The organism is Elusimicrobiota bacterium, from assembly GCA_026388095.1.
In the GTDB taxonomy this organism is placed as follows: domain Bacteria; phylum Elusimicrobiota; class Elusimicrobia; order UBA1565; family UBA9628; genus UBA9628.
On sequence record JAPLKL010000046.1, the window covers coordinates 30,372 to 54,887 of the forward strand.

Annotated in this window: 23 protein-coding genes and 2 tRNA genes; 11 read left to right on the forward strand and 14 right to left on the reverse strand. The window is 67.4% G+C overall.

The window, feature by feature from the left end; all coding sequences use genetic code 11:
- Positions 1-295: 295 nt before the first annotated feature.
- From NTY77_12180 to NTY77_12190, 3 genes are read right to left on the reverse strand one after another with little or no spacing between them, the layout of a single operon-like run.
- Positions 296-1,237 carry a DMT family transporter gene (locus NTY77_12180; GenBank protein MCX5796245.1) on the reverse strand — a complete coding sequence of 314 codons (942 nt, stop codon included), beginning with the start codon at positions 1,235-1,237 and terminating at the stop codon, positions 296-298.
- A gap of 28 nt (positions 1,238-1,265) precedes the next feature.
- Positions 1,266-2,102 carry a carboxypeptidase-like regulatory domain-containing protein gene (locus NTY77_12185; GenBank protein MCX5796246.1) on the reverse strand — a complete coding sequence of 279 codons (837 nt, stop codon included), beginning with the start codon at positions 2,100-2,102 and terminating at the stop codon, positions 1,266-1,268.
- Positions 2,103-2,129: 27 nt separating this feature from the next.
- On the reverse strand, positions 2,130-3,860 hold the full coding sequence (locus tag NTY77_12190; protein ID MCX5796247.1) for an ATPase, T2SS/T4P/T4SS family: 1,731 nt from the start codon (positions 3,858-3,860) through the stop codon (positions 2,130-2,132).
- A 104-nt stretch (positions 3,861-3,964) separates the two neighbouring features.
- Here NTY77_12190 and NTY77_12195 point away from each other — a divergent pair, with 104 nt between their 5' ends.
- Positions 3,965-5,566, forward strand: a complete 1,602-nt coding sequence (locus NTY77_12195) for an FHA domain-containing protein (protein ID MCX5796248.1) — start codon at positions 3,965-3,967, stop codon at positions 5,564-5,566.
- Positions 5,567-5,580: 14 nt separating this feature from the next.
- Here NTY77_12195 and NTY77_12200 read toward each other — a convergent pair whose 3' ends face one another.
- Together NTY77_12200 and NTY77_12205 are read right to left on the reverse strand one after the other, a co-directional pair.
- Positions 5,581-8,661 carry a phospholipase D-like domain-containing protein gene (locus tag NTY77_12200; GenBank protein ID MCX5796249.1) on the reverse strand — a complete coding sequence of 1,027 codons (3,081 nt, stop codon included), beginning with the start codon at positions 8,659-8,661 and terminating at the stop codon, positions 5,581-5,583.
- Between the two features lie 146 nt (positions 8,662-8,807).
- Positions 8,808-9,671 carry a peptidyl-prolyl cis-trans isomerase gene (locus tag NTY77_12205; GenBank protein ID MCX5796250.1) on the reverse strand — a complete coding sequence of 288 codons (864 nt, stop codon included), beginning with the start codon at positions 9,669-9,671 and terminating at the stop codon, positions 8,808-8,810.
- A 73-nt stretch (positions 9,672-9,744) separates the two neighbouring features.
- On the opposite strand from NTY77_12205, the gene NTY77_12210 reads away from it, so the two are divergent.
- The 10 genes from NTY77_12210 to NTY77_12255 all read left to right on the forward strand — a co-directional run bounded on the left by NTY77_12210 (position 9,745) and on the right by NTY77_12255 (position 19,696).
- Positions 9,745-11,130 carry a tryptophanase gene (locus NTY77_12210; GenBank protein MCX5796251.1) on the forward strand — a complete coding sequence of 462 codons (1,386 nt, stop codon included), beginning with the start codon at positions 9,745-9,747 and terminating at the stop codon, positions 11,128-11,130.
- Positions 11,130-13,373, forward strand: a complete 2,244-nt coding sequence (locus NTY77_12215; GenBank protein ID MCX5796252.1) for an ATP-binding protein — start codon at positions 11,130-11,132, stop codon at positions 13,371-13,373. The genes NTY77_12210 and NTY77_12215 overlap by 1 nt, the downstream gene beginning before the upstream one ends.
- A 42-nt stretch (positions 13,374-13,415) precedes the next feature.
- A complete protein-coding gene (locus NTY77_12220; GenBank protein MCX5796253.1) occupies positions 13,416-15,410 on the forward strand; it encodes an FAD-binding protein in 1,995 nt (664 codons plus the stop codon).
- A gap of 39 nt (positions 15,411-15,449) precedes the next feature.
- Entirely contained in the window at positions 15,450-15,668 is a 219-nt protein-coding gene (locus NTY77_12225; GenBank protein ID MCX5796254.1) for a hypothetical protein, read from the forward strand.
- Position 15,669: 1 nt separating this feature from the next.
- Positions 15,670-15,927 carry a type II toxin-antitoxin system RelE/ParE family toxin gene (locus tag NTY77_12230; GenBank protein ID MCX5796255.1) on the forward strand — a complete coding sequence of 86 codons (258 nt, stop codon included), beginning with the start codon at positions 15,670-15,672 and terminating at the stop codon, positions 15,925-15,927.
- Between the two features lie 258 nt (positions 15,928-16,185).
- The gene (locus NTY77_12235; GenBank protein ID MCX5796256.1) at positions 16,186-17,481 is read left to right on the forward strand and encodes a (Fe-S)-binding protein; all 1,296 of its coding nucleotides are present in this window, start codon (positions 16,186-16,188) and stop codon (positions 17,479-17,481) included.
- The gene (locus NTY77_12240; GenBank protein ID MCX5796257.1) at positions 17,459-18,640 is read left to right on the forward strand and encodes a GAF domain-containing protein; all 1,182 of its coding nucleotides are present in this window, start codon (positions 17,459-17,461) and stop codon (positions 18,638-18,640) included. Before NTY77_12235 ends, NTY77_12240 begins: the two co-directional genes overlap by 23 nt.
- A gap of 109 nt (positions 18,641-18,749) precedes the next feature.
- Positions 18,750-19,031 (forward strand): hypothetical protein, encoded by a 282-nt coding sequence (locus NTY77_12245; protein ID MCX5796258.1) that lies wholly within the window; start codon positions 18,750-18,752, stop codon positions 19,029-19,031.
- A gap of 115 nt (positions 19,032-19,146) precedes the next feature.
- Positions 19,147-19,220: transfer RNA gene (locus NTY77_12250), tRNA-Gly, on the forward strand.
- Positions 19,193-19,696 carry an SRPBCC family protein gene (locus NTY77_12255; protein ID MCX5796259.1) on the forward strand — a complete coding sequence of 168 codons (504 nt, stop codon included), beginning with the start codon at positions 19,193-19,195 and terminating at the stop codon, positions 19,694-19,696. Before NTY77_12250 ends, NTY77_12255 begins: the two co-directional genes overlap by 28 nt.
- An 8-nt stretch (positions 19,697-19,704) precedes the next feature.
- Here NTY77_12255 and NTY77_12260 read toward each other — a convergent pair whose 3' ends face one another.
- The 9 genes from NTY77_12260 to NTY77_12300 form a co-directional block, all read right to left on the reverse strand.
- Positions 19,705-20,172, reverse strand: a complete 468-nt coding sequence (locus tag NTY77_12260) for an SEC-C metal-binding domain-containing protein (protein ID MCX5796260.1) — start codon at positions 20,170-20,172, stop codon at positions 19,705-19,707.
- A gap of 18 nt (positions 20,173-20,190) precedes the next feature.
- Positions 20,191-20,277 (reverse strand) — tRNA-Ser (locus NTY77_12265).
- A gap of 81 nt (positions 20,278-20,358) precedes the next feature.
- The gene (locus tag NTY77_12270; protein MCX5796261.1) at positions 20,359-20,883 is read right to left on the reverse strand and encodes a cysteine rich repeat-containing protein; all 525 of its coding nucleotides are present in this window, start codon (positions 20,881-20,883) and stop codon (positions 20,359-20,361) included.
- 58 nt (positions 20,884-20,941) lie between these two features.
- Positions 20,942-21,718 carry a dienelactone hydrolase family protein gene (locus NTY77_12275; protein ID MCX5796262.1) on the reverse strand — a complete coding sequence of 259 codons (777 nt, stop codon included), beginning with the start codon at positions 21,716-21,718 and terminating at the stop codon, positions 20,942-20,944.
- A 45-nt stretch (positions 21,719-21,763) separates the two neighbouring features.
- Positions 21,764-22,096, reverse strand: coding sequence for a DUF4404 family protein (locus NTY77_12280; GenBank protein ID MCX5796263.1), 333 nt, complete (start codon positions 22,094-22,096; stop codon positions 21,764-21,766).
- Positions 22,097-22,109: 13 nt separating this feature from the next.
- Positions 22,110-22,727, reverse strand: a complete 618-nt coding sequence (locus tag NTY77_12285; GenBank protein MCX5796264.1) for a hypothetical protein — start codon at positions 22,725-22,727, stop codon at positions 22,110-22,112.
- 9 nt (positions 22,728-22,736) lie between these two features.
- Positions 22,737-22,964, reverse strand: a complete 228-nt coding sequence (locus tag NTY77_12290) for a hypothetical protein (GenBank protein MCX5796265.1) — start codon at positions 22,962-22,964, stop codon at positions 22,737-22,739.
- Positions 22,961-23,728 carry a hypothetical protein gene (locus NTY77_12295; protein ID MCX5796266.1) on the reverse strand — a complete coding sequence of 256 codons (768 nt, stop codon included), beginning with the start codon at positions 23,726-23,728 and terminating at the stop codon, positions 22,961-22,963. The genes NTY77_12290 and NTY77_12295 overlap by 4 nt, the downstream gene beginning before the upstream one ends.
- Entirely contained in the window at positions 23,725-24,453 is a 729-nt protein-coding gene (locus tag NTY77_12300; GenBank protein ID MCX5796267.1) for an ion transporter, read from the reverse strand. Before NTY77_12300 ends, NTY77_12295 begins: the two co-directional genes overlap by 4 nt.
- Positions 24,454-24,516: the final 63 nt, after the last annotated feature.

A 24,516-nucleotide genomic window follows, 5' to 3' on the forward strand; every position in this document is an offset into this window, starting at 1 on the left:
CGGCCGACTGCCGGGCGCAACCGACCCGCGAAGCGGGGCGGCAGAACCCAGCCGATAGGTTGCACGAAGGATGGCGCCTTCGGCGCGACTGGCGAGCCTTCGGCTCCCAGCCGATAGGTTGCACGAAGGATGGCGCCTTCGGCGCGACTGGCGAGCCTTCGGCTCGCCAGTTCGGGGACGGACTGTTGCCCGCTACCGAAAGCACTGTGTCCGGACACAGTGCTTCCCGCTGGAGGGTTTATCAGCACCCTGCTAGCGCTGGTCCGCTCGCGGAACGGACTCCATCAGCGCCCGGCTAGTCCTTCCCGGCGGCGGCAGCCGCGGGCCCTTCGGGTATGAGAGAAGGGCTGTCCTTCAGGGACCGGAGACCCTTGCCCGCGGCCGCGGTGATGCGCGAGAGCCAAAAGGCCCCGGCCAAGGTCACGGCCAGGCCCGCCACCTGAGTCGGATGGACCTGCTCGCGGCCCAGAGCCCATGAGAACAGCATGGTCAAGGCCGGGTAGGAGAGCAGGAACGCCGTGGCCTTGGCCAAGTCCATCCTCAGGATGGTCACGTACCAGAGCAGCAGGGCCAGGGCGTTCATGAGCAGGCCTTGCGCGGCCAGGACGCCCAAGGCGTCCGGAGACCAGCTCCAGCGCCCGCCGTGCAGCAGGGCCCAGGCGGAGAACGGAGCCAGGATGAACAAGCCGAAGAAGTTCCGGGTCCCGGAGATGAGCACGGCATCGAGGTCCTTGGGCAGGCGCTTGGCGATCACGTGGGAGACCTGGTACATCCACGGGGTGAGCAGGATCATCAGGTCGCCCTTCCAGCGCAAAGAGCCCAGGTCGTGCGCCAGGATCAGGCCGGTGCCGGCCACGACCAGCAGGCTGGCCGCGATCTGGGCTGGGCCGATGGCCTCGCGCAGGAGCCAGGCCGACAACAGGGCGGAATAGAGCACCTCGACCTGCGCCATGACGGCCGCGTTGGCCGGCGTCGTGTAGCGCAAGGCCTGCAGATAGATGAGCGAGGCCGAGCAGCTCAGCGCCCCCATGGCCAGCAGCGGCAGGCCGACGTCTGCCGAGAGGGCCCGGCGCCAGCGGCCGCCGGCCAGGAGCCAAGGGAGCATGGCCGCCAGGCCCAGGAGCATGCCGGCGTGGAAGAAGAGCGGAGTGCTGTAGCGGCTCAGGCCGCTCTGCCCGATGATGGGCCAGAAGGCGTTGAGCAGCCAGCAGCCGACCAGCGCGGCGAAGGGGGGCACGACGGGATTATAGCAACTCGGGCCGTCGCTAAAGCTTGACGGGGAGCAGGACCAGGTCGTATTGGGCTTCGTCCTGGTCCTCGGGAGGCAGGAGCGGGACGTGCAGGACCTCCGTCTGCAGGAGCAGAGCGGCGGCCTCCTGGCGCCGTTGCCGGCTCATCTCCCGGTAGGGTCTGGCGTCCTCTTCCAGGTAGTCGCTGCGATAATCCCTATGGCGGACCGCTACGTCGAAGCCGCTGCCGTCCTCGCGCGGGACGCGCAGCGAATAGCGGCCGGCGGAATCGGTCTGCGCGCGCAGGCTCTGTCCGGAGGAGCGGGAGGTGAAGGTCACTTGCGCGCCTGCGACCGGCTTGAGGCTGAAGAGGTCGTAGACCAGGCCGTGCACCTTCCAGTGCTCAGACCGGGCCGGCTTGCCCGCGGCGACAGGGACGCCGGCGCTGACGGCGGGGCCGGCCGGAGCCCGAGCCGCGGTCTTGACGGCTGCCAGCGGGACGACGGCGCTTTCGACGGGGGCGGCAGGGGCGGGCGGCGCGGCCGGCGCGGGGGCGCTGCTGGGCTTCTTGCTGTCCGCCGGGTCCGGGATCTCGTGATCCTCCGACATCCAGCGGGCGGCGGCCGTCACCGGGCCTGCGTACTTCGCCAGGGTCTTGGGGTTCTGGTAGGCCCAGTACCCGGCACTGAGGACTGCGGCCACCAGCAGGATTCGCAGCAGGAGCTTCAGCCGCGATCGGGTGGGCGTTTCCCGGACCAGTATGATGTCGTGCATGATCTCGGAGCGCGAACGGGGCCTCATGCACACCGGGCAGGCGCTTTCCGTGGCCGCGATCTCGGAATTGCAGCCCAAGCACTTGACGCGATTCTGCATTGGCGCTGACATTATACCAGAGCGGCGCTAGGTGTTCGTCAGGACTTCATCGACCGTCGTGATCCCGCGCAGGACTTTGAGCCAGCCGCTGGTGCGCAGATTCCACATCCCCTTCCGCAACGCGACTTCCTGGAGCTTCAGCACATCCGCCTTCCCTTGCGCGATGATCTCCTTCATCTCGGGCACGAGGCGATACACCTCATAGATCCCGATGCGCCCCTGGAAGCCCGTATTGCAGCAACGGTCGCAGCCTTTCGCCTTATAGAACGTCAAGCCGCTGGGCAGGTCCGAGGCGGGGATCCGGGACTCCTTGAGCACCTGGCCCATGAGCGCCTCGTCCGGGACGTAAGGCTCGCGGCAGGACCGGCAAAGGACCCGGATCAGGCGCTGCGCGGCGACCAGCTCCAGGCAGCTGGAAAGGAGGAAGGGCTCCACGCCCAGGTCGAGGAGGCGCGGCGTGCAGGCGAGGGCATCGTTGGTGTGCAGCGTCGAGAGGACGAGATGTCCCGTCAACGAGGCGCGGACGCAGATCTCGGCGGTCTCTTCGTCCCGGACTTCGCCGACCAGGAGGATGTCCGGGTCCTGGCGCAAGAACGAGCGCAGCGCCGACGCGAAGGTCAGGCCTATGCTGGGTTTGACTTCGACCTGGGTCAGACCCTTCATCTTGATCTCCACGGGATCTTCGATGGTGAGGAAGTTCAGGCTCGGGGTCTTGATGGTATTGAGCAGGGCGTAGAGCGTGGAGGTCTTCCCCGAACCGGTGGGGCCGGTGAGGAAGATCATCCCATGGGGGAGGCTGGCCGCCTCCAGGAAATCCTTTTTCTGCCTGGCCTCGAGCCCGATCTTGTCCAGATCGAACTCGACGGCCTGCTTGTCGAGCAGGCGCAGCACGACTTTCTCGCCGAAGGCCGCCGGGCATGTGGACATCCGGATGTCGATGGGGCGGTCCTGGAGCTTGATGGAGAAGGCGCCGTCCTGAGGCAGGCGGCGCTCCGCGATATCGAGACGCGCCACGATCTTGAGACGGGACACCAAGGCCAGGAAGAGGTCCCGCGGCGGGGGGGTGCGCTCATAGAGCATGCCGTCGATGCGGAACCGCAATATGGGCTGGTCGTCGAATATCTCCAGATGGATGTCGGAAGCGCGTTCAGCGGCGGCCTGCTTGAGGATGGCGTTGACCAGTTGGATGGCCATGGGCGCGGCGGAATCGGAGGTCCCCTGGTCCAGGTTGAGCGCGCCGACCCCCAGGTCCACCGCCGCCCCCGGCTTGTCGGATGGCCTGGGGGCGTCCAGCGTCTGATTGATGAAGCCGCCCCGCGAGCCGTAGAGCGTGTCGATCTCGCGCAGGATCTGCGAGCGCGGCGCGATGAAGGGCTCGATCTGGAGCTTGGTCATCATCTGCAGGACTTCGACGACTCCGGAGTTCTCCGGGTCGGCGAACGCGATGGCGAGGATCTTCCCCTCGCGGAACAGCGGCACGGTCAGATTCTGGCGGGCGAAGTCCTCCGGCACGAGCTTGTCGAGGTTCTGGTCGGTTTCGACGCGCAGGAGCTTGTTCGATTGAGAGGCGAAGGGTATGGCGAACTGCTCGGCGACCGCGGCCGCGATGACTTCTTCGCTGGCCAAGCCCTCCTTGATCAGGGCTTCCGCGAAGGTCCACTTGTTGCGGTGCGCAGCCTGGTCGATCCTGACCCTCTGGGTGTCGGTGATGACGCCTTGCTGGATGAGGATGTCGGGGAGCTCGCGATTCTTGGCCATGGGCTACATATATAGCATATCGTGGCGGCCCTGCCAGGGCCAAGCCGCCGGACGCCTTGGGACGCCGTATTGACGGGCCGTCGGGCCGCCGCTATACTCTCTTTGTGCTGGAACTCGTAGCGAGCGGCTCGTGCTCCTTCGTCAGCCAGGGAGAGCGCTGGCGGCTCAAGGCCGGCGACCAGGGCCAGCGGAGCCTGCCGCTGCGCAAAGCCCCGTTCGCGGTGGGCCGCGCCCCGGACTGTCAGCTCGTCTTGCCCGACTCGGAGGCCCTCTGCCGCACCACCAGCCGCTGGCACTGCCACTTCCTCCAAAGCGAAGGCGGCTGGGTCGTGGCCGACGGCAGCCTCAAGCCCCTGCCCGGGACCGGCCAGCCCAGACCCAGCGTCTCCGGGACCTTCCTCAACGGCAGCCGGCTCTGGCGGCCCGCTCCCCTCAAGCCCGGAGATGTCCTTGCCGTGGGCCCCTGGGAACTGCGCGTCATCGACTCCCAGAGCCGGGGCGTGGACATCGACCGCGTCCTGCAGCGCATCGGCGAGGCGCCCGCCTTGGCGCTCGACGCCGCGGACGGCTCCAGCCGACTCGGCTTCAGCGGCCTCCAGGAGCTCTTCACCAAGCTCTATCGCATCCAGGACAGCGAGGAGAGCCTCTCCACCGTCCTCCAGTTCTCCCTGGATAAGATCCCCGCGGCCCAGGTCGCGGCCATCCTCACCTTCGCCCCGGACGGGACTCCCTCCGCCCGCGTCGCCTTGCAGAGAGCCGTGGGCCGCCTCTGCGACTTCCGCTTCAGCTCCGGGCTGCTCCAGTCCCTGCCCGCCGACCGAGCCTTCCTCCTCAAGTCCCGCATCCAGGACGCGACCCGCAGCCAGATGGAGGAGAACATCAGCTCCGGCCTGCTGGCGCCACTGCGCGGCCGCGACGAGCGCCTGGGCGTGCTCTACATGGACAACCGCAACTATGGCGGCTCCTTCCAGGAGGCGGACCTCCACTTGGCCAACGCCCTGGCCAGCGTCGCGGCCCTGCAGCTGGCCCTGGAGCGCCAGTCCTACCTGCTGCGCGTGGAGCAGAACATGAGCCAGTACTTCGGACCGGACCTGGTGCGCATGATCGTGGACTCCTCCCGGCAAGGCAAGCCGGTCAGCCTGGGCGTCAAGGAATGCGAGGCCACGGTCTTCTTCGTGGACATCAAGAGTTTCAGCGCCTTCTGCCGGGGCCGCAGCCCGCTGGAGGTCAGCGAGCTCCTCAATCCCTATTTCGAGATGGCGGCGCAGGCCATCCAGGGCCATGGGGGCCACGTCGACAAGTTCCTCGGCGACGGCGTGATGGGGGTCTTCGGCGGCGCGCCGATCGACGACCCGCGCCTGACCCGGGTCAACCACGCCGCCGCGGCGGTGGCGGCGGGACGTCAGATGATCGAACGCTGGCGGAACTGGAGCGCCTTGCGCTGGGGCGCGGCCATCCCGCTGCGCATCGGCATCAACACGGGCCGGCTGGTCCTGGGCAACATCGGCTTCCCGGGCCGCATGGAATACAGCGCCCTGGGCGACACGGTGAACCTCGCCTCCCGGCTGGAAGCCCTGGCCCGCCCGGACAGCATCATGGTCTCCGAGAGCACCTACCGCATGTTGGGCGGGGAGTGTCCCTGCGTCTCGGAGGGCGAGGCGGACGTGAAGGGCTTCGGCCTGGTCCCGGTCTGGCGCGTGGCCTAGCGCCGGGCTCCGCGCTAGTCCGTCTCGGCGGCTCCGGCCAGGGCCGGGGCGGTCTGCGAGTCGGACCACAGAGGCTCGGACTCCGAGCCGTGGCTCCGCTGGGCGGACGCCACCGCCGGCTTGGCGGCCGCCTTCCTCTTCGGCGGGGAGGCCTTCCAGCCTTGCAGCCAGAGGCGCTCGTAGTAGGCCACGTAGCCGGCCAGGTCGGTCGGGTCGTCGGTGAAATTGGCGTTCTCGAAGCTGTTGTTCTCGGCGTTGGGCGAGTAGTTGAAGGAGCCCGTTTCCAGGAGCTTGTGGTCCACGATGATGAGCTTGTTGTGCATCTTCTGGAACATGGGGTCGCCTTCGTCGCCGGCCGGGCCGGAGAGCAGGCGCACCTCGAAGCCGTGGCTCACGAACCAGTCGTCGAGCTCGGCGAGCTTGGACTGGCTGTAGTCCAGGATGATGCGGATCTTGAGCTCCGGGTGGGCCTTCTTCATCTCCAGCAGGGCGTCGGCGATGGCCTGCGAATAGAAGCTGAACATCGCGATATCGATGGAGACCTTGGCCGCCTTGACCGCCTGGACCAAAGCCGCCTCGATGTGGCCCTGGGGGGAGAAGAGCTGGCGGGGGAAGTCCACGCCGTTGAACTTGATGGGCTTCTCGGGGTCCTCGGGCGGGGGCGGAATCTGGTGTCCGCGCCCCGTGGTCTCGGCCGCCGCCTCGGGAGCGGGCTCCTCGGAGTCGTCGGAGCCCGCCTTGGCGGCCTCGGACATGTTCTCGATGGTGCGGTTGAGGATCTCGTCGAGCTTGTCCTGGTCGACTTCCTGGGCCAGGCCCTGCATGTAGTCGAAATAGCGGCCGTAGTTGGCCACGCGCTTGGCGTCGTCGGAGAACATGAGGTTCTCGAAGTGGTGCTTCTCCGCCACGTCGGTGAGGTTGTAGGAGCCGAAGGAGACCAGGGCGTCGTCCATGACCAGGAACTTGTTGTGCATCACGCCGCTGCTCTTGCCCTTGAGGGTCTTGAGGTGGAACTCCTTGGCCAGGGCCACGACCTCGGGCTTGGGCTTGCGGGGCTCGCCGGTATGCCCGATCCCGGTGGTGTAGAGGTGGTTGCGGTCGAGGATTATGTCGATCTTGACGCCCCGGGCCTTGGCCCGGCGCAGGGCCTCGAGGATGGGCTGCGAGGTGAACTCGTAGATGGCGATCTGGAGGGACTTCTTGGCCGCGTCGATGGCCTTGACGTAGAGCGGCTCGATGGGCTGGTAGGGCAGCAGGGCGAAGGAGGGCAAAGTCGTCCCGTTGAAGGGGATGGCGCGCGCGGCCGGCAGCGGGGGCAACTCGGGGGCCGGGGGCGCGTCCGGTCGTGCGGGCGGGTTCTCGATGTCCTTGACCAGGTCCGCGTCCGTGGGCAGAGCCGGCACCTGGCCGGGCTTGGGGTAGGGCCGGGCCACGGAGAACATGTGCCCGAAGGCGAAGGCGAAGGCGGCGGCGTCGGTCGGGTCGGCCAGGAAATGGGCGTTCTCGTAGTTGTCCATGGAGGCGCGCTTGGTCCAGTTGGCCGAGCCGGTCTCCACGAACTTGCCGTCGAGGACCATGAACTTGTTGTGCATCTTCTCGGCCATGGGGTAGGCGCTGTCCGGGTCGGGGCCGGACAAGGTGCGCACCTCCACGCCCTGGCTGGCCAGCCAGGCGGCGTAGGGGCCGAAGTACTCGGATTCAGACTGGCTCTCGTCGAAGATGACGCGCACGTTCAAGCCCCGCGCGCGGGCCCGGGCCAGGGCCTCGGCGATGCGGGTGGAGCGGATGGCGAACTGGGCCACGTCCACGGAGTCCTTGGCCGCGCCGATGGCCTTGACCACCGCGTCTTCGAAGGCCGAGCCGTTGGGCATGAATATAAAGGAGGGGAGCTTGACCCCGTTGAAGCTCACGCCGGGGCCGCTGTCGAGCGGCGGCGCGGGCACGGTCTTGGGCCAATCGTGGTTCCTGGCCTGGGCGAAGGGCACGCTGATGGACTTGAGGTAGTCGTAATAGGTGGAGAAGGCCTGGATGCGGTCCGGCTCCACGCTGAAATCGGCGTTCTCGTAATGGGCGTGCTCGGCGGTGAACGACCAGTTGAAGGAGCCGAACTCGAGCATCTTCCCGTCGAAGACCGCGAACTTGTTGTGGTTGATTCCGTATTGGGTCACGCCGCGCAGGACGTTGACCTCGAAGCCCTCGCGCAGCAGCCCCCAGATCTCGGGGGAGCGCCGGGGATGGTAGTCGGAGTCCGGCTCGCTGGTGGGGAAGACGTTGGAGTAGTCCAGGATGATCTCGATCTTGACGCCGCGCTTCTTGGCGTCCTGCAGGGCCGCGAGGACCCCGCGCAGCTTGAATTCGTAGAGGGCCAGCTTGATGGAGGTCTTGGAGGCGTTGATGGCCTCCACGATCTTCTCCTCGACCGGGACGTTGGGCCGGAAGGCGGGTGTGGCGAAGCTGTGGCCGTTGAACTTCACCTCCCGGGTGGGGTACTTGGCGCCCCCTCCGTCGTCCACGTTCGGGTTGGGCTCTTCCTTGCCCTTGCGCTTGCGGTGCCCGATGCTGCCCGAGCCGGCCTGCTCGACTTCCGCCTCGCCGGCGGCCTCGGCGGAGACCTCGGCGGCGGCCTCGACGCTCGGCCCGCCGAGCTTGTACTCGAAGCTGCGGTCCGCGAAGGACTTGGCGCCCTGGACGTCGCCGGCGGCGGGCTGCTGCTCGTGCAGGTCTTGGCCCAGGCGCTCCAGAGCGGTGCGGCCCGGGTTCTCGGCGGGAGAGTCCGGAGCGGCAGCCTGGGGCGCGGCGGCTTGGGGGGCGACGCTGAGCGACGGGACCGCGGGCGCGGGCAGGATGGGGAGAGCGGGAAGGACGGAGGGCGCGAGCTGGGCGCGGACCACGGGGGCGGCCCCCGGATCATGCAGGGTCCCGGTCAAGCCGGCCTGCGGGGTCAGGGCGTTGAGCTGGAGGTTCGCGGCGGGGGCGGCGAGGGTCGGGATGACCGCGTTGATCCCGGTCGGGGCCCCGACTTGGACGGTCTGGACGTTGGCAGCCCAGCCCGTATTAAGGAGGGTCATGCACAGGGCCATCAGGCCTGTCGTCATGCCCATAGCATACTACCACCCCTGCCGGGTGGTCAGCGGCAGAAGGCCCAGGACCCCGCTGTCAGTCGGCCTAGGGTTTTTTGGGCTCTAGGACCTATAGGTTCCGGGAGCTCCTGTATTCCGATGATACAGGATGATAAAAGGCGCTACTCAGCGGTCCCTATCGGCTTTATCTCCGCCTTGCGGCGCAGGTCGTCGATGTAGCCGGGCAGGAGGGACTTGATCTTGCTCTCTAGGAGCAGGTCGCGCAGGTCCTCCTTGACCGCGTCGAACTTCGCGGGCTGGGCGGGCCGCTTCTCCAGGACCTGGATGATGTTGAAGCTGTTGGGCATCGGGATCATCTGCAGCTCCCCCGCCTTCATGGCGAAGGCGACCTTCTCGGTGGTCTCCGGCAGCATCCCCTTGGTCACGAACCCGTAGTCGCCGCCCGTCAGCTTGCCGGTGGAGGCCATGGAGCGGGCCCGGGCCAGGGCCGCGAAGTCGGCCCCGTCCTTGAGCTTGGCCAGGACCTCGTCAGCCTCGGCCTTGGTCTTGACCGCGATGAGGCGCAGATGCACGGAGGGAGGGGTGGCCAGCTTCTCGCGCCGCTCCTGGAAGACCTTCTGGAGCTCGGCGTCCTTGACGGAGACCTTGAGGGCGCTCATCAGGAGCTTGCGGATGAGGAGCTGGTCGAGGAGCTGGGCCTTCAGCTTCTCCAGGGAGCTGCCGGACTTCTGCAGCTGCTCCTCGATCATCGCCGGGTCGCTGAACTGCTTCTTGAAGCGGTCGACCTGCTTGTCCACCTCCGGGGCCTCGACCTTCAGGCCCTGCGCCTGGGCCGCTTGGCGCAGCAGCACCTCGTTGACCATCTCCTCGAGGGTCTCCGGGCCGTAGCGCTTCCAGAGCCGCTCCATGACCTCGGACTGCCGGATCACCGTCCCGTTGACGGAGACGATGTCCCGGTCGGCGGCCGCCCGGGCCGGGGCGGCCAGCAGGCCGGCCGCGACGCAGAGCAAAGAGAAGATGTTCATGAGACCTCCTAATCTGAGAGCAAATGATATAATAAGCCGGACTTCGGAAGGAAGCCCGACCGCGGTCCTATCTATGGAAGGACGCTGGAAGACGATCATCGAGCCGTTCCGCATCAAGACCGTGGAGCCGCTGGGCTTCACGACCGAGGCCGAGCGGGAGGCCGTCCTGCGCGACGCCTCCTACAACGTCTTTGCCATCCCGGCCGACAAGGTGCTCATCGATTTCCTGACGGACTCGGGGACGGGGGCCATGTCCGCGGAGCAGTGGGGGGCGATCATGCGCGGCGACGAGTCCTACGCCGGGGCCCGCAGCTTCTTCGTCTTCGAGAAGGCCGTGCGCGACCTGACCGGCTACCGCTACGTCCTGCCCGTGCACCAGGGCCGCGCCGCGGAACGCATCCTGATGGGCGTGACCTGCGGGCCGGGCAAGACCGTCCTATCCAACTCCCATTTCGACACCACCCGGGCCAACGTCGAGGCGTCCGGCGCCGTGGCCTTGGACCTGCCCGCCCCCGGAGCCCTGGATTTCGACGTCCCCGGCCCCTTCAAGGGCGACATGGACGTGCGCGCCCTGGAGGCCAAGGTCCGCGAGCTCGGCGCCGAGCGCATCCCCATGGTCATCATGACCTTGACCAACAACTCTTTAGGGGGCCAGCCGGCGTCCATGCGCAATCTGCGCGAGGTCTCCGAGGTCTGCCGGCATTACCGCATCCCGCTCATCTTGGACGTGGCGCGCTTCGCGGAGAACGCCTTCTTCATCAAACTGCGCGAGCCCGGCTACGCGAGCCGCCCGGTCGCCGAGATCGCCCGGGAGATCTTCTCTCACGCCCAGGGCTGCATGATGAGCGCCAAGAAGGACGCCCTGGTCAATATCGGGGGCTTCCTGGCCTTGAACGACTCCGAGTGGGTGGCCCGCTGCCGCGAGGCCCTCATCCTCACCGAGGGCTTCCCGACCTACGGCGGCCTGGCGGGGCGGGACCTTGAGGCTATGGCCCAGGGCCTGACCGAGGTCCTCGACGAGCAGTATCTCACCTATCGCATCCGCTCCGTGGAATACCTGGGCAACGGCCTGCGCCGCGTGGGGGTGCCCATCGTGGAGCCTCCCGGCGGGCACGCGGTCTACGTCAACGCCAAGAAGTTCCTGCCGCACATCCCCGCCGACCGGTATCCCGGGCAGGCCCTGGTCTGCGAGCTCTACCGGACCGCCGGCATCCGGTCCGTGGAGATCGGTTCGCTCATGTTCGGCCGCAACGAAGGCGGAGCCTTCGTCGCGGCGCCGATGGAGCTGGTCCGTCTGGCCATCCCCCGCCGGGTCTACACCCAGAGCCACATCGATTTCGTCATCGAAGTGTTCTCCGACATCGCCCGGCACGCCGCTTCCCTGCGCGGCCTGCGCCTGGTCTCCAGCCCTCCGCGCCTGGCCCACTTCACGGCGAAGCTCGCCCCGGAGCCCGCCTGATGCCCGAGAGCCAGGGACTCATCCTGCTGGTCACCACGGACGAGGCTCTCTACCAGGACCTGGCGCCCGCGGCCGCGAGCAAGGGGCTCAAGCTCGCGGCGGTGGCCGCTCCGGCCGAGGCCGCGGCGCAGCTGACTGCCGCCGCCGGGGCCGCCGCGACTTTGGTCGTGGACTTCGGCCGGGTGCCGGTCTCCGCGCGCGAGGGCCTGCTGGCCTTGCGCGCCCAGGCTCCCCAGGTCCTGTTCGTCTTCCTGGAGACCAACGCCAGCATCTCTCCGGACACGCCGGCCCCGCTGAGGCGGCTGCCCTGGCCCCTGCCCGTGGGCTTCGCAGACCAGGTCCGGGCCACGGACCGGCCCGTGGTCATGCTCGCCGACAAGACCCTCTTCTCCACCGCCGCCTTGACCTTGGCCCTGCAGCAGGCCGGGGTCCAGCTCGTGTCTTTGGAATCGACCACGGGCCTCGTGGAGTTCCTCCACGAGCAGCAGCAGGCGCGCACGCCCAAGCCCAAGCCGAGCGGCATCAAGAGCTTCTGGGGGCGCCTGAGCGGCGAGGAATCGGACGTCAAGGAGATGCCGGTGCTGGGGCGCGTCGTGGTGGCGATGTTCTCAGGCTCCGTGGCGGACGCCGAAGGGCTGGACCGGCGCATCCGCGAGGTGGTCCCGGAGGCGGTCTGCTACCATATCTCCAGCTTGGATGCGGGACGCGCCGCCGTCGCCGCCATCAAGGACAAGCAGATCGTCTCGCTGTCGCGCGACCTGGCGGGGCGCCTTCCGGAATTGCTGGCCGCCAGCGGCGAGAGCGAGCAGGCCCCGTCCAAGGAGGGCGGGCGCATCCTGCTGGTGGACAACAACAAGCCTTACGTCATGGCCATGGGCCAGGCGCTCATAGGCGCGGGCTACGAGGTCGTCACCGCCACCGACAGCGAGGAATCCCTGCAGCTGTTCCGGACGCAGGAGAAAGGATATTTCCACGTCGCCATCATCGGCACGGCCATCGCCTACGGGCAGCATTCCGGCGCGGAGTTCGTGCAGCAGCTGCGCGAACTCGACAAGCGGGAGGGCGCCGAGGACCAATCGCACCTGCGCATCATCTTCATGGTGGACCAGTTCCCGGCCGAGACCGTGACCAGGAGACTGGGCGAGGTCGTCAAGCTCGGATTGGACGACGCTCTCGTCAAGCCCGTCGAGCCCGTGCAGCTCCTGGCCTCCGTGCAGCGGGCGCTGGACCGGCGCTACCTGCTTCTGGAGAACGCGCGGCAGAAGAAGGAGATCGAGGAGAACAACCGCCAGTTGGCCCAGCTCAACGATTTCCAGAAGAAGTTCTTCGCCATGGTGGCTCACGACGTCAAGAACCCCCTGACCGCCATCATGGGCTACTCCGAGGTGCTGGGCATGCGCCTGAAGTCCAACCCCGGCGAGCTCAAATACGCCTCTCATATCCATTCCGCGGCCAAGACCCTCAACACCTTGATCTCCGACCTCGTGGACCTGGCCGCCATCGAGTCCGGCAAGCTGCGCGTGGAGATCGGGGCCCTCGACCTGCTGGGCGTCCTCGGCGAGGTCCGCTCGCGCATCGAGATCGTGGCCGGGCAGCGCAAGATCGAGTTCGGGGTGGAGGCGCCGGCCGCCCTGCCGCTCCTGGCCGGGGACCCGGCCCGGCTGGGGCAGGTCATCCAGAACCTCTGCACCAACGCCATCCAGTACACCAAGGAAGGCGGCAAAGTCACCGTGCGCGTCGAGGCCCAGCCCGAGAAGGTCGTGGTCAGCGTCATCGATACCGGCATCGGCATCGCGGCGGAGGACCTGCCGCGCATCTGGGAGCGCTTCTTCCAGACCGAGGAAGCCAAGAAGATGCGCAAGGCCGGCTTCGGCCTGGGACTCAAGATCGCGCGCGAGGTCGTGCAGATGCACGGCGGCGAGATGGGCATCGAGTCCCAGTTGGGCGTCGGCTCTCGGTTCTTCTTCTTCCTGCCGGTGCGGACGGCGCCCGCGGCCGCGGCCCCCGCGGCCAGGCCCGATCCGTTGCCGTCGCTGACGAACCCGCCCGGCTCCATGCCCGCGCCGGCGCAGCCGCCCGAGACGCCCGCGCCGGCGCCGCGGCCCGCGCAGCCCACGCCGCCGCCGACGCCCGCGCCGCGGTCCGAGCCGCCGCCTAAGACGGACCCGCCGCGCTCCGCCCCGCCGTCCGGAGGCACGGGCGTGCTCCCGCCGCTGACGGACCCCCCGAAAAGGGAGATGTAGGCCTCTCGGCCGCCGGGCCCCTGCGGCGGCGCCCTCCGCGACATGACGAAGCAAGACATCGCAGCTTTAAGAGACGCTCTGCCGCCCGGGGCGCTGCTGACCGGAGAGGCCCAGCTCGCCGCCTACTCCTACGACGGGGCGTCCGCGCGCGGCCGGCCCGAGGCCGTGGCCCTGCCGCGCAGCGCCGAGGACGCGCGCCGGACCGTGGCGCTCTGCTGCTCCAGGCGCATCCCCTACGTCGCGCGGGGGGCGGGGACCAACCTCTCGGGCGGCAGCGTGGCTCTGCGCGGGGGCGTGGTCCTCTCCTTGGCGCGCCTCGACCGCATCCTGGAGGTCGACACCGCCGCGCTCTGCGCGGTCGTCGAGCCGGGGGTGGTCAACCTCAAGCTCCAGGATGAGCTGGAGCGCACCGGCCATTACTACGCCCCGGACCCGTCGAGCTTCCGGGTCTCCACGCTCGGAGGCAACATCGCGGAGAACGCGGGCGGGCCGCGCTGCCTCAAGTACGGCGTCACCACCGACCACGTGCTGGCCCTGGAGGCGGTGATGCCGGACGGGACGCTGGCTCGATTCTCCGCCTCGGACGCGGGCCCGGGGGTGCTGAGCCTGCTGGTGGGCTCCGAGGGCACGCTGGGCGTGGTCACCAAGGCCTGGCTGCGCATCCTGCCGCAGCCCGCGGCCGTGCGCACGGTCTTGGCGGGTTTCCCCTCGGTGGAGGCCGCGGTGCGCTGCGTCTCGGCCATCATCGCGGCCGGGGTGGTGCCCCGCGCCCTGGAGGCCCTGGACCGGGCCACGGTGGAGACGGTGGAGGCCTACCGGAAGGCGGGCTATCCGGCCACCGAGGCGGTCCTCCTCATCGAGATGGACGGCACGCCCGGATCGGCGGCCCGCGAGGCGGCGGAGGTGGAGCGCCTGCTGCGGGAGCACGGAGCTTCGGAGGTGCGCTCGGCGGAGCAGGCCGTGGACCGCGAGCGGCTCTGGGAGGGCCGCCGCGGCGCCTACGCGGCCTGCGCGCGCCTGGCGCCCAACGTGCTGGTCGAAGACGGCGTGGTGCCGCGCGACCGCCTGCCCGAGGCGGTGCGCCGCATCCGGGAGATCTCGGCGCGCCGCGGCATCAAGCCCGCCCTGCTCTTCCACGCGGGCGACGGCAACATCCATCCCAACATCTCCTACGATGAGCGCGACGTCGAGCAGACCGCGCGGGTCAAGGCCGCCGGCCAGGAGATGCTGCGCGCCTGCGTGGAGCTGGGCGGGTCGCTCTCCGGCGAGCACGGCATCGGCACCGAGAAGCGCGAGGCCATGCGCTGGCTGCACTCGCCTCGGGTCCTGCGGCTCTTCCGGGACCTCAAGAACGCTTTCGACCCGGCCGGCCTGGCCAACCCGGACAAGATGTTCCCGGAGGAGACCGGGGGGACGGGGGACGGTCCCGTGCGCCTCGAGCGGCCTTTGAGCGCGCAGGCCCGGCTCCTGGCCGATAAGGTCAAGGCCTGCGCCGGCCAGGGCCGGCCCATGGCGGTGCGGGGCAGCGGCTCCCGCTGGAAGGGGGTGCCGCCGGACTGCGCGGAGCTGCCGACCGCGGGCCTGGGCGCCGTCCTGGACTGGGATCGCGGCAACTACACCATCACGGTCGAGTCCGGGGTCCGCGCGGAGTCCTTGCGCGCCGAACTGGCCGCCGCGGGCTTCCATCTGCGCTGGCCTGACCTAAGTGGGACCTTGGGCGGGATTTTGGCGAGCCGGGCCTGGCCGGGCCTGCGCCATGATGTCCTGGGCCTGAGGCTCATCCTGCCCGACGGAGAGGTCGCCGACCTCGGCGGCAAGGTGGTCAAGAACGTGGCGGGCTACGATGTGCCGCGCTTGGTGCTGGGCTCCTGGGGCACTTTGGGCGTCATCGTGGACGTGACCCTCAGGCTCCATTCCTCGGCCCAGGCCATCCCTGGGCCGGGCGAGCCGAAGCCTTTCGCGGCCGGCCCCTGGCAGAGACGGGTCAAAGCGGCTTTCGACCCCAAGAATCTCCTCAATCCCTGGTTCCATCAATGAACCATTGACAACCTTAGTTAACCCTGGTAAACTATAGTTATGAATAGAACAGAAGTGTTCGCCACCAAGCTGCCCAAGGGCCTCAAAGAGCAGATCGACCAGGTCTGCGGGCTTTTGGGCATGCGCAAGAATTTCTTGGTCGAGGAGGCCATCCGGGAGAAGCTCGAGGACCTCCTGGACGCCTACGACCTCCGGCAGGCCATGAAAGAGGCGACGGGGTTCCATTCCTGGGAGTCCGTAAAGAAAGAGCTGAAATAGCGTGTCCTATCAGATCGAATTCGAGACCAGGGCGCGCAAGGAACTGCTGGACCTTCCGAAGGATGTCGCCCGCCGGTTCATCCCGGTTTTCGACGATCTGGCGCGCCAGCCTCGGCCTCCCGGCGCGAAGAAGCTCTTCGGCGTGAACGGCTACCGCGTCCGCAAGGGTGACTACCGGATCCTTTACACGGTGGACGACCATAAGCGCGTGGTCCGCGTCTACCGGATCGGCCATAGGCGAGATGTGTATCGGCGATGAGGGAGGCATGTCATGGTCAGGAAGACGGTCTATCTTGACGATGGGATGGACATTGGCATCAAGCGCATCGCGCGGTGCGAGAATAGGAGTGTTTCGGAGGTGATTCGCGAGGCGATCAAGAGGTTCCTACGCGGGAAAGAGCATCGCTGTTTCTTGCGCTATGACAAGCGCGTGGCCAGGTACCTGCGCAATCCGTCCACGGCCGTTCCCTTCCGGGACGGTAACGGTCGACCTGGGGCTGCCTAAAGGGATGTATCAATGAGTTCGCAACTGGCACGGTTGCTCACCGACCTGGGCGAGAGGTCGAGCTATGACGCGGCCAGCCAGTGCTGCCGCTGCGGCTATTGCGAGCAGGCCTGCCCCACCTACGTGGTGACGGGCGACGAGACCCGCTCCGCGCGCGGCCGCAACCAACTGGTGCGGCTGCTCATAGAAAAGAAGCTTTCGGACCCGGCCAGCGCGCAGGACGGCCTCGACACCTGCCTGCTCTGCGGGGCCTGCACCGCGGCCTGCTACGCGCGGGTGGCCACCGCCGACATCGTCTTGGAGGGGCGGCGGATGCTCAGCGCCAAGCCTCACTGGCTGACCCGGCTTCTAAGCCGGCTCATGGCCGAGCATCGCGGCCTCCTCGCTCTCATGCTCAAGGCCGCGAACCTGGCCAAGCGCCTGGGCCTTACCGCTTTGGGCCGGCCTCTGCTGCGTCTTGTCGGGCTGCCGGGCTTGGCCTTGGCCGAGGAGCACGTGCAAGAGGCTCCCTTGACCTTCCTTTACGAGATCCTGCGCCAGCGGCCCGCGGCCATCGACCCGCAGTGGCTCTACTTCGCTCCCTGCGGCCCGAATTACCTGTATCCGCGCGTGGGCTTGGCCACGGTGGCCGTGCTCGAGTCTCTCCACGGCGAAGGGAACTTCATCGACAACGACTGCTGCGGCCTGCTGGCCTACAACTACGGCGACGTGGATGATGCGCGGGCCTTGGCGCGGCGCAACATCGCGCGTTTCGAGGCCGCGGGGGGGAAGGGCCCGGTGGTGGGGGACTGCTCCTCCTGCGTGGCCTTCCTCAAGTCCTACCCCCAGCTCTTCCTCTCCGATCCGGACTGGAAGGAGCGCGCGGAGCGCTTCGCCGCGGCGGTGCGGGACATGCCCGAGGTCCTGGCCGACGCGGCCTTGCCGGAGGCTCGCCTGCCGGCCGTCACCTATCACGACTCCTGCCGGGCCTGCCACGGCCAGGGCCTCAAGGACGGCGCCCACGCGGCCATCAGGCGCCTGGCCGGCGCCTCCTACCGGGAATTGCCCGAGTCGGACATGTGCTGCGGCGGGGCCGGGGCCTACGCCTTCCGCAATCCGGGGCTCTCGGACGACCTCATCAGGCGCAAGGTCGGGCGCATCGCCGCCACCGGGGCCCGGCTGGTGGCGACCAGCGGGACCTCGTGCCTCATCCAGCTTGCCCAGGGCCTGAAGAAATACTATCCTGAATGCGAAGTCCTTCACCTCTCCGAATTAGCCGCCCGGGCCGTCGCACAAGGAGCCACTGATGGGACGCAGGCAGGAGCTTGAGAAGCGGCAGACCCTGCTCTCCCGTTTCGGCCGCCTCATCGCCACCGAGAGCCGGCTCGACTCGCTGCTGACCATCATCGCGGAGGAGGTCCGCAACATCCTCGACGCGGACCGCTGCTCGGTCTTCCTGGTGGACGCCTACAAGGGCGAGCTGTGGACCAAGATCGCGCTGGGCATGGAGGAGAAGATCCTGCGCATGCCCCTGGGCCAGGGCATCGCGGGCTTCGTGGCCAGGACCGGCAGCGCCGTCAACATCCGCGACGCCTACCGCGACACGCGCTTTACGCAGGACCTCGACCGCATCACCGGCTACCAGACCCGCACGGTGCTGGCCGTGCCGCTCAAGGGCCGCGACGGGCAGGTCCTGGGCGTCTTCGAGGTCCTCAACAAGAGCAAGGGCGCCTTCACGGAAGAAGACGAGGGACTGCTGCGCATATTGGCCACCATGGCCGCCTCGTTCCTCGAGAACGCCAGCCTCTACGACGACCTGCGCCGCTCTCACCTGGAGACCATCTACCGCATGGCCTTGGTCGCCGAGTTCCGCGACCAGAAGGACACCGGCAAGCATCTGCGCCGCATGAGCCGCTTCTCCGGGATCCTGGCCTCCGCCATGGGCATGAGCTACCAGGAATCCGAGGACATCCGCTATGCCAGCCCCCTGCACGACATCGGCAAGGTGGCCATCCCGGACATCATCCTGCGCAAGCCGGACAAGCTCAGCGCCGTGGAATACGAGGAGATGAAGCGGCACACCATCTACGGCAGCCAGATGCTCATCAACGCGGAGAGCCGCCTCCTGCGCCTGGCCGCGCTCATCGCCATCGCCCATCACGAGAGCTACGACGGCACGGGCTATCCCTACGGGCTCAAGGGCGAGGCCATCCCCATCGAGGCGCGCATCGTCTCGGTGGCCGACGTCTTCGACGCCCTGATCTCCAAGCGGGTCTACAAGGGGGCCTGGACCGTCGACGACGCCCTGGCCCACATCAAGGCCTTGAGCGGCAAGCAGTTCGACGGGGCCGTGGTGGAGCGGCTGGAGCGGTGCTTCGACGACGTGGTCGCGGCCATGGAGGAGGAGGACCGCCGCTCCGCCGCCGAGGAGGCCGTCCTGCCTTCCCAGCCGACCGGGCAGGCCGTGGACCGGCCCGCGCAGGCCTGATCGGCGTCCTCCGGATTCCGGCCAAAATGGGCGCCCAAGGGTAAATTTCCGGCTAAATTCAGCCCTCCCCATTGACCGGCGGGCGCAAGGCGGCTAACGTAGAAGGGCCATGGCTGATGAAGTGGCGCAGGAACGGGTCATTGTCTTCGAAGCGACCAACGATACCCTCAGGGAATACTATGTGTGCGTTTCCACCTTGCCCCTGACCGCCGATGAGATCGCCGACCATCACAAAGAGAAGCCGCCCGCGGCCATCGTCCATTGGCGGAAAGACCATAAGATCTGGTACCGCTGCCTGGAAGCCGGCCTCACGGCCGCGGATAGCCATGCCTTTGTGCTCACCTATGTCGAGAAATTGGCCCAGCCAGGCTGGAAGGTGCTCGTGGATTGAGAGGGGGCTCCTCCGCTCGGATTCCGCAGAGCCGCCAGCCACACAGATCGCAAGACAGCGATTCTCGCCCTTGCATGCGGGGAATGACGAAAAGTATAATAGGTGCCTGATTTTCGCGGGCGTGGTTCAGTGGTAGAACGCTACCTTGCCAAGGTAGAGATGTGGGTTCGATTCCCATCGCCCGCTCCACTTTCCCCGACATGCTGCATATCTCCAAACGCATCCTGATCAGCGCGCCCAGAGAATTGGTGCGCCGCTACCTGCAGGACCTGGAGAATATCCCGCGCTACGAGAGCAAGGCGCGGCTCCTCACCGTCACGGAGACCGATCAGGCCGGCGCCCGCCTGGCGGCCTCGGGCCGGTTCCTGGGCCTGCCCTGGCGCGGGGAGTTCCAAGTGGAGTTCACGCCGGACGGGGGCTACCGGGCGAGCATGACCGTCGGGCCGCTCAAGTCCATGACCTCGTCGTTCAACCTGCGGGCGGTGTCCGGCGGGACCGTGCTGACCCACGAGGAGCACTACGGCTTCCGGCTTCCGCTGCGGCCGCTGATGCGGCTGTTCCGGCCCACCTTGGGCCACGTCATGGACCGGGAGCTCCGCGTCATCAAGGAAGGGGCGGAGCTGGTCCACCGGCGCTGCCAGCTCGACGCGGTCCGCTCCCTCTAGCAGCCGCGCTACGCCTTAGCCGCGCAGCACTTCTTGTACTTCTTCCCCGAGCCGCAGGGGCAGGGGTCGTTGCGGCCGACGTCGGGGCCGGTCTTCACGAAGGTCTGAGGCTTGGGGCCGTCCTGGGGAAGCTCGTTGAACTTGCCGGCCTCGATGCCGTCCTTGTTCTTCTCCAGCCAGGCCTTGACCGCCGACGCGTCCTTGATGTCCACGCCCTCCTTGGCCATATAGGCGCTCAAGGTGCGCAACTGCTTGAGGAAGGCGGGGTTCTTCCACATGCGGTAGAACTTCCCCATCATCCCCTTGGCCAAAGGCGAGTCGGCGATCTCCTTGGGCAGAGCGGGCTCGGCGGGCTGCTCCTCCTTCTGGGGCGGCGCAGGCGCAGCGATGGTCTTCGTCGCCCCGGCCGACTTGTGGTCGGGGGCTTCGGGCTGAGGCAGGTGCTCTGTCTTCTTGAACGGGTTCCACCAGGCCATAGGATGTCTCCAAAGCTACGGAAGGGGGGGGATTCGAACCCCCGAGGGGCTTGCGCCCCTGGCAGTTTTCGAGACTGCTCGTTTCAACCGCTCACGCACCCTTCCAAGGGGTTGATGAATGATTATAGCAGAAGCGGGGCCGCCATCCAGGCCAGGCGGCCCCGCGAGCGGCCGTCGGGCTCAAAGCTATAGCTCTTGTCCGCCCGTCTCTGCTTTGGGCTCCGCCTTCCCGGGCTTGCTCGCTCCCTTGGCCCTCTGGGGCAAGGCGGCCTTGCAGGCCTCGGACAGCTCGGCTTTGTGCTCCTTGAGGCACTTGATCTTGCCGCCCTTGCCGGCCTCCACGTCCTTGCAGAGCTTCTCGGAGTCGTCCTTGCAGGCCTCGATCATGTCCTTCATGATCTTGCGCTTTTGGACCTGGATGTCGATCCGGTCGTAGGCGATCTTGCAGCGAGGAGCCAGATCGTCCACGCGGCCTTTAAGGCAGGCGGCGATGCGTCCCTCGCCTTCCTTGACGTCCTTGCAGTACTTGTCGATGTCGCTCTGGCAGGCTTCCTTGGCTCTGTTGAGCATCTTGTGCGCACGTTGCTTCATCTTTTGCCCGGCGGGCGCCGTTGGGGCCTTGGGCCCCGGCTGCGCCGAGGCGGGCGAGACGAACAGCCAGGCGGCGGCCAAGGCCGCGAGCCCGAAGAGGATGCGTTTGCCATTCTTCATCTGGAAAGACCTCCTTGCGAGACTATGAAACGGAGGATAACAAGTCCATCCCGGGGTGTCAATCTTTGAATAGGCCTGCGAGGAAGGACCGCATCTCGTCCCAGGATCGGGCGTCGGCCTTGGCGTCGTAAAGGGCCCCGGCGACCTTCCCGTCGGAGGCGGGATTGGTGAAGCTGTGCCGGGCGCCGCCGTAGACCACGACCTGGTAGTCCGCCTGGGCGGCCTCCATCTCGGCTTTGAAAGCTTCCACCTGGGCGAAGGGCACGAACGGGTCCGCCCCGCCGTGCAGGACCAGGACCCGGCCCTTGATGTTGGCCGCGTCCTTCGCGTCCGGGGTGTCCAGGTTGCCGTGGAAGCTCACCACGCCCTTGAGGCCCGCTCCGCTGCGGGCCAGTTCCAGGACCGCGCCGCCGCCGAAGCAGTAGCCGATGGCCGCGGTCTTGGCCGGGTCCACCCCCGGAGACCGCTTGAGCTCATCGAGGCCGGCCCGGGCCCGGGCCCGCATGAGCTTGCGGTCGGCCCGGTACTTGCCCGCTTCGGCCGAGGCCTCGGCGACCGACCGGGGCCGCACCCCCTTGCCGTAGATGTCCGCGGCCAAGGCCACGTAGCCGAGCCCGGCCAGCTGCTCGGTCCGGCGCTTGACGTAGTCTCCCACGCCCGTCCACTCATGGACCACGAGCACGCCGGGGCGCGGGCCTTTGAAGGAATCGTCCCAGGCCCGGTAGCCCTCGAGCGTCGTCTCGCCCTGCTGGTACTCCACGGTCTCGGTCTTCAAAGCGGCTTGGGCCGGGGCCAGTCCCAGGATGACGAGCAGCGAAGGGAGCAGAGCCCTCATGAGGATAGCATGCGCCGCTGGAGTCAAGACAACGTCAAGCCGGGCTCAGATACCGATGCGGGCCAGCATGGTGCAGATCTCGTTGACGATGTCGACCAGCTTGGGATGCGAGGCCTCGAAGCCCTCGGAGGACAAGGCCAGGCCTTCGACCGAGTGCTTCATCAAGGCCGGGGATTTGTCCTGGCGCGTGGCCTCGTGGGCCGCCATTTCGGCCAAGCTGGCGATGCTGTGGGCGTGCTCCTCATGGGTCTCGGACAGGCGCCCGACTTCGGCTTTCAGGGCGGAAAGCAAGGACAGGAGCTCGGTCTTGTCCTGGCCCTTCAGGGAATCGATCTTGCGGATGGCGTCTTCCATCTTCGTGACCGTGTCTTTCAGCATGGGCATCTCCTGTTCATATCCGCTTGGCGTAGAGTCCGGCCTCGCCCAAGACCGGGGCGAAGCCTAGTTTCTTGACGTAAGACTCGAACTGGGGGGAACCGGCCGTGACCCGGAACTCCTTGAAGCCCTGCTCCTTGAAGAGCCCGGCCTGTGTGGAATAGAGGTACCGGGCGTTGCGCAGGTCGCGGTACTCCGGGATCACGTAGTCGAGGTGTATGCGCAGGGTCTCGGCGCCCTGGCCCTCGCAGACGAAGAGCCCGACCGGCATGAGGTTGCGCAAAGTGAAGACGCAGCGCGGCTCCGGGATGCCGCGCAAAGAGAAGCCCGGGAAGAAGCGCAGGATGTCCTCGGCGTAGTAGTCGACGAAGCTCTTGAGCAGGCTCTCATCAGCATGGGCCGCCGGCATGAGGCTGAAGTAGTCCTTCTTGCCGGCCAGCAGGCCCAGGTAGTAGGCGTCCACGGCCACGATGAGGGCGTTGACCAGAGCCACGGGATAGGCGCGCACGGCCACGCCGTAGAGCACGAAGAAGACGGCGCCGACGAGGTTGATCCAGCGCAGGCGCCAGATGTTGCTCATCATCAAGGAGAGGGCGACCAGGACGGAGCCGGCGTAGCCGACGAACTCGATCATGGGCGGTCGCTATTGCTCCGGGGTCTCCGCCGGCTGGGCGCTCTGCGCTTCCCGCTGGACGGCCGCATTGGCCTTGTCCCGGGCCGACTCCGCCTTCTTGACGTCGTTCTGCAGGGTGGCCGTGTAGTGGACCAGGGGGTCCTGCTGGATCTTCTCCGGCGTGGACTGCTTCTTGAGCCAGCCCCAGAGGAGCCAGCACCCCCCGGCCAGTATCAAGAAGAAGATGATGGCCTTCATGGCTTGTCCAATATACCAAGTTTGCCGATTCGGATATAGCCGCCATGGCCGAAGGCCGCGGTCTCGTGCGACAGCGCCTTGAGCAGCGCCTCATCCGGGACCCAGTAGGGCTCGTACCAATGCCGGTCCACGTCGAAGACTAGGACCCTCTTGCGGGCCGCGTCGTAGGCGCCGATGGGCGAGATGTGCGGATAGGGCCCTCCCTTGGCCAAAGTCAGGTCGTCCTGCACGAAGTGGACTATGATCAGATCCTCCGGGTTCTTCTCATTCTCAGCCAAAGCCCGGCGGAAATCCTTGAGCTCCCGGTCCCCGCGCGCCGCCGCCTCATGCCTTTCCACCAGGAACTCGGCCTTGCTGTAGGCCGCCAAGCCAGCCTTCAGGAAGGCCTCGAGCTGGGCCAAGCTCAGGCCATGCCTGCCGCCGAGCCCCGGCTCAGAGAGCAAGGCCTGCCAGTCTCCCTTGACCTGGTCCAGCAGTTCCTCTTGCGTGATGTTCTGGTCCTGGTCGCCTCGCGGCCGCCCGGCATTGAGCAGCGCGTTGAGCGCCATGGATGCCGCGGCCGCGCCGCAGGAGTAGCCGTTGATCTGGGGCACGTAGAAAGAGTTCAAGCGCCAGAAGTCGGGCGCTGGGTGGCCCGGGGCGCGGAAGTAGGCGTGGTCCTGGGACAGAGGCACGGCGAGAGGGCTCTCCGGCGGCCCGTACTTGGGGTCGGCGGCCCAGGCCGGAGCCCGGCACAAGAGAGCCAGGATGAGCCAAGCTCTCACAGCGGAGGCTTCTCCTGGCCGAGCCGCTGGCTCAGCCGTTCGACTTCCTGGCGCAGGCCGTGGATCTCCTCGGTCTCCTCCTTTTCTTCCGGCTCGATGAAGAGGCTGGCGGCATAGCCCGTGAAGACCGCGAAGAGCACCATGCCCGAGACCACGAGCAAAAACCGGATGAGCTTGCCCTCGAAGCTCACCGGGTAATGCCCCTGGTAGTCGATGTTGGCCAAGGTGTAGAGGGACCACCACAACCCGTCGCCGGCGGTCTGGATGTTCGCGTCCGCCCGGTTCTCGAAGGTCATGACGGCCAGCGAGGAGAACAGCGCGACCAGGACCGAGGCGCAGGCCGCCGTGGCGCAAACCGCCCGGCCCCGGCTGCGGTAGAGGTGCACCAGCAGGAGCTTGACCGACCGGAAAGCCCGCAGCACCCTCAGCAGGCGGTAGATCCGCAGGACGCGGCCCCAGCGCAGAGCCGGCAGGGCCGGTATGCTGGAGACCAGGTCGATGAGCCCCCAGGGCAGCAAGAATCGCGTCTTGTCGCCGGCCTTGCGGAAGCGGTACAGGACATCGACGAGGAAGACCAGGCAGATCCCCGTGTCGAGCTTGAGCAGGAGCTCCGTCACCTCGGGCCGCAGCGTGAGGAACGTCTCCGCCGCCATCGCGCCGAGGATGAAGACGGACAAGACCAGGACCAGCAACTGAAAAAGAGAGGGGCTTTCGCCGTGTTCCATGCCGTGCCTCCAGGCCTAGCCTGATGATACCAGTTTCGAGATGATTCCTAAAAACTTCCGGGA